Source organism: Wolbachia endosymbiont of Nasonia giraulti (assembly GCF_048054155.1).
GTDB lineage: Bacteria > Pseudomonadota > Alphaproteobacteria > Rickettsiales > Anaplasmataceae > Wolbachia > Wolbachia pipientis_C.
This window is the reverse complement of the sequence record NZ_JAFEVH010000063.1, coordinates 1-5554: the sequence shown is the minus strand read 5'-3', so window position 1 is coordinate 5554 and position 5554 is coordinate 1. Positions and strand designations below refer to the sequence as shown.

The following is a 5554-nucleotide window of genomic DNA, read 5'->3' as shown; positions in this document are numbered from 1 at the left end:
GATGACAGGATATTTGTTTCTAATTCTTTATAATCTACCAAACCAGTAGTTCTATTTGCTTGACTCATATCAAACCTCCATTTTTTATATCAATTTATTACTTTTTTTTCGGTTTGATACACTTTTTTGAACGTTCCCGAAAAATAGGGTAAAATTATAGAACTTTGGCTGAATTTACCTATTTTTTGAGCAGCCCTTCTGCCTTAAAAGAAACCTCTAAGTTTTTTAGCACGGCTTGGATGTTTCAACTTACGTAGTGCTTTTGCCTCTATTTGCCTAATTCTTTCACGTGTAACATTAAAAATTTTTCCTACTTCTTCTAAGGTATGCTCCTTTCCATCTTTACCAAGGCCAAAGCGCATCCTTAGAATTCTTTCTTCTTTTGGTGTTAAAGTTGCAAGAACATTGGTCGTAATGCCACGCAAGTCGGCAAGTATTGCAGCATCCTCTGGTTTAGAAACTCGCTTATCTTCTATACAATCACCGAAGGTACTACTATCATCCTTTCCTGTTGGAGCTTCAAGACTTACCGGATCTCTTGCTATCTTCATAACTTTGCGTATTCTTTCTAGCGGCATTACCAATTCTATACTCAATTCCTCTAATGTAGGCTCTCTACCCATTTCATGAGTCATCTTTCTTAATGCTTTGTTGATTTTACTGATAATTTCCACCATATGTACTGGTATTCTAACTACTTTAGACTGTTCAGGTATTGCCCTAGTGATTGATTGTTTTACCCACCAAGTACCATAAGTCGAAAATTTATACCCACGTTTGTAATCAAACTTATCCACAGCCTTCATAAGACCAATATTACCTTCTTGTATCAAATCAAGCAGATCAAGGCCTCTTTTTGAATACTTTTTAGCAATCGAGACCACTAGCCTTAAATTAGCCTTAATCATTTCTTGCTTTGCTTGAGAGACTTCTTGTTCATGTTTCTGTATTCTCTTGATTACCTTCTTAAACTCCTGAACTTTATCTCCTTGTACATAACTCTTAATATTGCTTAAGGCACTAGCTATATACTCATAGCTATCGTTTATAAACCTTAAGAATTTATTTTTTAATTCACCTGTAAAAAGAGATTGATTTTCATTAATCTTGAGAAAACTTATTTCACTAAACTCGTGCTCTAAAAGCACATCATCATAAACATTATAAAAACTTTCTCTATCAATATCGTACTTTCTAGCTTCAGTAATAAGATTAGCTTCTTCAAACGTGATTAGTCTATTTATTTCGTAAAGTTTTTGTGTAATTCTGGTAATAGCAGCATCACTAAACTGAATTTGTAATGCTACAGACCATATTTGATTATATAAATTTTCTAGCTCATTAGAGAAATCTTTAGAATTTTTTTTCAATACCGATGCTTCATTTGTTAAAGCAATGATCTCATCCAATGCCGTGATAACCTTTGGCAATAAATCACTTTCCATTTCAAGAACAGAAATATTTAAGTTAGCTGAACTTATGTCTTCACTCTCATTACCTTTTTCCTCATCATTAACACAATCTCTAACATCTTCAGCTTCACTTTCTTCTTTGTCTACCATATTGAAATCAGAGTTATAAATTGCATCCAGATTTATAATTTCTCTCAGTAAAAAAGTTCCACCACTTAAATCATCACGCCATGTTTTGATTATTTTGAATGCCACTGATGTTTCAATTATTGCACGTAACATGTTATGCTTTTCAGATTCAATTTTTTTTGCTATCTTAATTTCATCTGCTCGTGACAAAAGCTTTACAGAGCTCATATCTTGTAAATAAATCCTTACTGGATCATCATTTTGCACTAAAGTTGTAGTAGTATTCAACGATGTCTCATCATCATCAAGCTTATTACCACCATCATTAGAAGGAGCTTCTTCCTCATCTTCACTACTTTCGAGTATGTTAATTCCAGAGTCTTGCAATAAAGCTATAGTATCATCTATAAAATCAGGTGGAAAACTTTCATCTGACAACTTATCATTTATATCATCAAAAGTGATAAAACCGCCCTTTCTTATACTTTTGGTTACAAGATCTTTGATGATCTTTTTCCTATCTTCCGTACCATTAATAGTTGACATCATTACCTTTACAGTTCACAATTTTATTTCTTACTTATCAAATAAACTTACAATTAGCAAGCTTATAGTTTTATTCTTAATTTATAGTTACTTGCTACTTCATATAGTTTAAGATACTGTCAATTTATTCACACTCTTCTTAATCAACTAATCTCTCCATTCTTACTACTATGGACAATCCAACTGAAAATGTTGCAATTCCAACCACTATAGCAGTAAGCATTAAGACGTGAGGTATAGGATTGGTATATAAGTGAAAATTTGAAGTCAATATAGGAGGTGAAGAACTTTTTACATACCCTAAAGATATGTAAAACAACAAAACAGATGCTTGTAAGACACTTAATCCCATCATTTTTTTGATTAAGTTTTTATCATTTACAATGATATAGAAACCTAGCACCATTAATATAGTAATGCCTACATAATTATATAGAGTCATTGTTTTTTCTTGCGAGCAAAATTTATATATATGATTAACATGGAAGAAGAGACGGTAAGCAATACACCCAGCTCCACTAAGAAAATACCCAATTTTTGACCTGTTCTACTATCAGCTGACAATATACTATAGGATAAAAAATTTTGGCCAAATAAAACTGTTATAATACCAGCTCCTCCATAGGTTAAAATACCTAGTACGTTAGTAAATTTGATAATAGAGTAAGGTATTGCTTTTAAAGTTGTAGGTATATCAAATAACATAGAATATAATATTATCCCAGAAGCAATAATTATTCCCGCCTGAAAACCTCCACCTGGAGTATAGTCACCATGAAACTGTATGTATAAACCAAACAAAATGATAAAAGGTATCATCAAAAATGTTACTGCACTTAATACCGGATCTTTAATCACTTTCTTTCTCTTCTAATATTAACATTATACAAAGTGCAGCAGTAAAAACTACTATAGTTTCTCCAAATGTGTCATAGCCACGAAAGCTTGCTAAAACAGCTGTCACTATATTAGGAATACCAATAGCTTTTTCAGTATTTTCTACATAATAAGGAGCAACGTGCAAGTGAACTGGAGCATTATGACTGCCAAAATCTGGTAATTGAATCATAAAGTATGATAAACATGCAGTCAAAAATAACATAAAAAAAAGTGTTGTGGGGCTATGAGATAAATTTGCTTTGTAATTCTTTACCAAAGAGAGTGCTGCAAACGTAAAGACTGTGCTCAATCCTGCACCAACAGAAGCTTCAGTAATTGCAACATCTGGCGCATTCATAATCAAGTACATAAGTGCAATAAGTGAACTAAATACACACATTAGAACAGCACTTACAACCAAATGTTTCGAAAGAACTATAAAAACTGTAACCGTGAGTAACAGCAAAAGTAATATTAGATTCAGTATTTCTAGCATCTTAACCTTCTTTAATAGTCTTTACTTTTATAATAAGTACGCGCCAAAATATAACTGTTAGTTGAATTGGCTATCCATATTATAAAAATCAATAATATAACTTTAATAGTATTGATTGAAAATTCATTTTGCCAAGCAAAACCAATCAACAACAACATTGCTCCACTAGAATCTGCAATACCTGCAGCATGTAGTCTAGTATAGAAATCAGGAAATACTACTACTCCTACGCTTGAAATGACTATTAAACAAACACCTAAAAATATGAGAATGGATGCTACCATAAATTATCAAAACAACATTAATCTCATTAGCGCTATAGTTGATATAAAGCTGATGCTAGCATATAGCAATGCTATATCAATTAAAAAAAAATCATTCAGAATAATAGATATTGCTGTTATGAGTAAAACTACTTGTGTTGATAAATTATTGAACGCTACAATCTTATTGTATACATCACTTGACCTAAATACTATACAACATAACATTACACCCATACAGAACAAAAGCGCATAGATAGCAATACTAATCATTTATAAGCTATTTAACCTCTGCAGATTTCTAAATCGGTACTTCTTCACCACTATCTTGATCATCCATTTCATCATCGTGGCTTTCTTGACTTACACCCAGACTTGTGTTAAGTTGATGATCAGAAAAATTTAACAAATTTGCTAGCTTACTTGGACTATTAATATAAGTATTATCTGTGTTTTCTTTCATGTGCTCCTTGCACCTTTTCACCAAAAGGTTAAACAACTCATGGGTATTCACCTTCTTTTCTGCTATTTCATATAAAGAAACTATCGTATCCTTATGATCTTTAAACTTAACCATTTCAACGGGATCGCTTGCCCCTGTACTCAAATCATGCGTTCTTTGACTTGCTAGAAGAACCAATTTAAAACGGTTGTGTACCTGTTCTACACACTTTTCTACAATAGACTCAACCATAAAACACTACCTTGATAAGCTTTATACTATATCACAAAAAATAAGATGTCAACTTCGGATCTATTGAGATCCAATTCTACATTCTACTTTTTCTTCTTTAGCTTTTACTGATTGATTTTCTGTTATTGTAATTGTTATTTCATGATCAAGCTTTTTCAAAAAACCTAACAGTCTCTCTAAAGAAAAACCACTTATCTTACCACTTTTAATTTGTGACACCTTTGGTTGATCAATACCAAGTTTCTCAGCCGCACAAGCTTGAGTCCAAGTATTTTTTCCTATAATTTTACTTATTATGCCAAGCAATTTTTTTTTTATTGCTTCACTATCCAGATTGTTTAATGATATTGTTTCCATAATTTTTACTCTCACATACCAACTAGCTTTATTAAATATTATATCATAATATTTAACATACCAATATATTAATAGTATATAACTTGTCAATAACTATCTGATACTCAAAATTTTAAATTGACTATAATTTTTATCAAAATACTAGTAATTTCAAACTATTATTTTGTAAAAAACTTACTATTAAAGAGAATAAGTTGAAATTGCAAAGTTTAAAATACAGAAATAATCATTTTACAAACTCGTTTTAGAGACTGTATATGATCTCAAGAAAGGAATAAAGCAGGAGATAGAGTATGTAAATTATGAAAACAGAGCAAGATGAGTAGGAGAAAAACTGAGTAGAGTTCTGTAGAAAGAAACAAAATCAAGAAGATTTAGGATGTATTTTACATAGTGTTACAGGTCCTAAAAAGTGGCTTCAGTGAATCAACAATGTTTTCAAAATGGCAAGATTATTTTAATAAATGAAGTAAAAAACATAGCGGAAGTAAAGAAAGTGTTTTGAAACATATATAAAAAAGTAGTTGCAAAGAAACAAATAAAAGGATGTAACTGTAGAGATCTTTGCCGTATTGTCAAAAGGTAAGTCTCTAATACTCTTATAGAAAAGTGTAGACAATTGTGATAAGCAAAATTCAATACTATAGTATTTTCTAAAATGGATGATAAAGTTCCATTATGGTATTACCAACCAAAAGCTGTAAGTCTGTATATTTATACATGAGAGGTCTGAGGCGGCTTTTGATGGTATGCCAACAGTATTCTATAGGATTCAAAT

8 protein-coding genes are annotated in these 5554 nt (G+C 31.3%); all 8 read right to left on the bottom strand.

Going from position 1 to position 5554, the window contains the following annotated elements:
• Positions 1-203: 203 nt before the first annotated feature.
• The 8 genes from rpoD to JR312_RS05795 all read right to left on the bottom strand — a co-directional run bounded on the left by rpoD (position 204) and on the right by JR312_RS05795 (position 4776).
• Complete coding sequence (rpoD, locus tag JR312_RS05830) at positions 204-2087, bottom strand: RNA polymerase sigma factor RpoD (protein WP_416647937.1); 1884 nt, start codon at positions 2085-2087, stop codon at positions 204-206.
• A gap of 139 nt (positions 2088-2226) precedes the next feature.
• A complete protein-coding gene (locus tag JR312_RS05825; RefSeq protein WP_264330789.1) occupies positions 2227-2529 on the bottom strand; it encodes a cation:proton antiporter subunit C in 303 nt (100 codons plus the stop codon).
• Complete coding sequence (locus tag JR312_RS05820; RefSeq protein WP_010404274.1) at positions 2526-2945, bottom strand: Na(+)/H(+) antiporter subunit B; 420 nt, start codon at positions 2943-2945, stop codon at positions 2526-2528. The genes JR312_RS05825 and JR312_RS05820 overlap by 4 nt, the downstream gene beginning before the upstream one ends.
• Positions 2938-3462, bottom strand: coding sequence for a DUF4040 domain-containing protein (locus JR312_RS05815; protein ID WP_010404272.1), 525 nt, complete (start codon positions 3460-3462; stop codon positions 2938-2940). The genes JR312_RS05820 and JR312_RS05815 overlap by 8 nt, the downstream gene beginning before the upstream one ends.
• An 11-nt stretch (positions 3463-3473) precedes the next feature.
• Positions 3474-3746: a monovalent cation/H(+) antiporter subunit G gene (gene mnhG, locus JR312_RS05810; protein WP_012481981.1), complete on the bottom strand. Its 273-nt coding sequence runs from the start codon at positions 3744-3746 to the stop codon at positions 3474-3476.
• Positions 3747-3752: 6 nt separating this feature from the next.
• A complete protein-coding gene (locus tag JR312_RS05805; RefSeq protein WP_319606743.1) occupies positions 3753-3998 on the bottom strand; it encodes a monovalent cation/H+ antiporter complex subunit F in 246 nt (81 codons plus the stop codon).
• A gap of 28 nt (positions 3999-4026) precedes the next feature.
• Positions 4027-4419, bottom strand: a complete 393-nt coding sequence (gene rpoZ, locus JR312_RS05800) for a DNA-directed RNA polymerase subunit omega (protein WP_416647936.1) — start codon at positions 4417-4419, stop codon at positions 4027-4029.
• Between the two features lie 60 nt (positions 4420-4479).
• Positions 4480-4776, bottom strand: a complete 297-nt coding sequence (locus JR312_RS05795; protein ID WP_211907726.1) for a helix-turn-helix domain-containing protein — start codon at positions 4774-4776, stop codon at positions 4480-4482.
• Positions 4777-5554 lie beyond the last annotated feature (778 nt).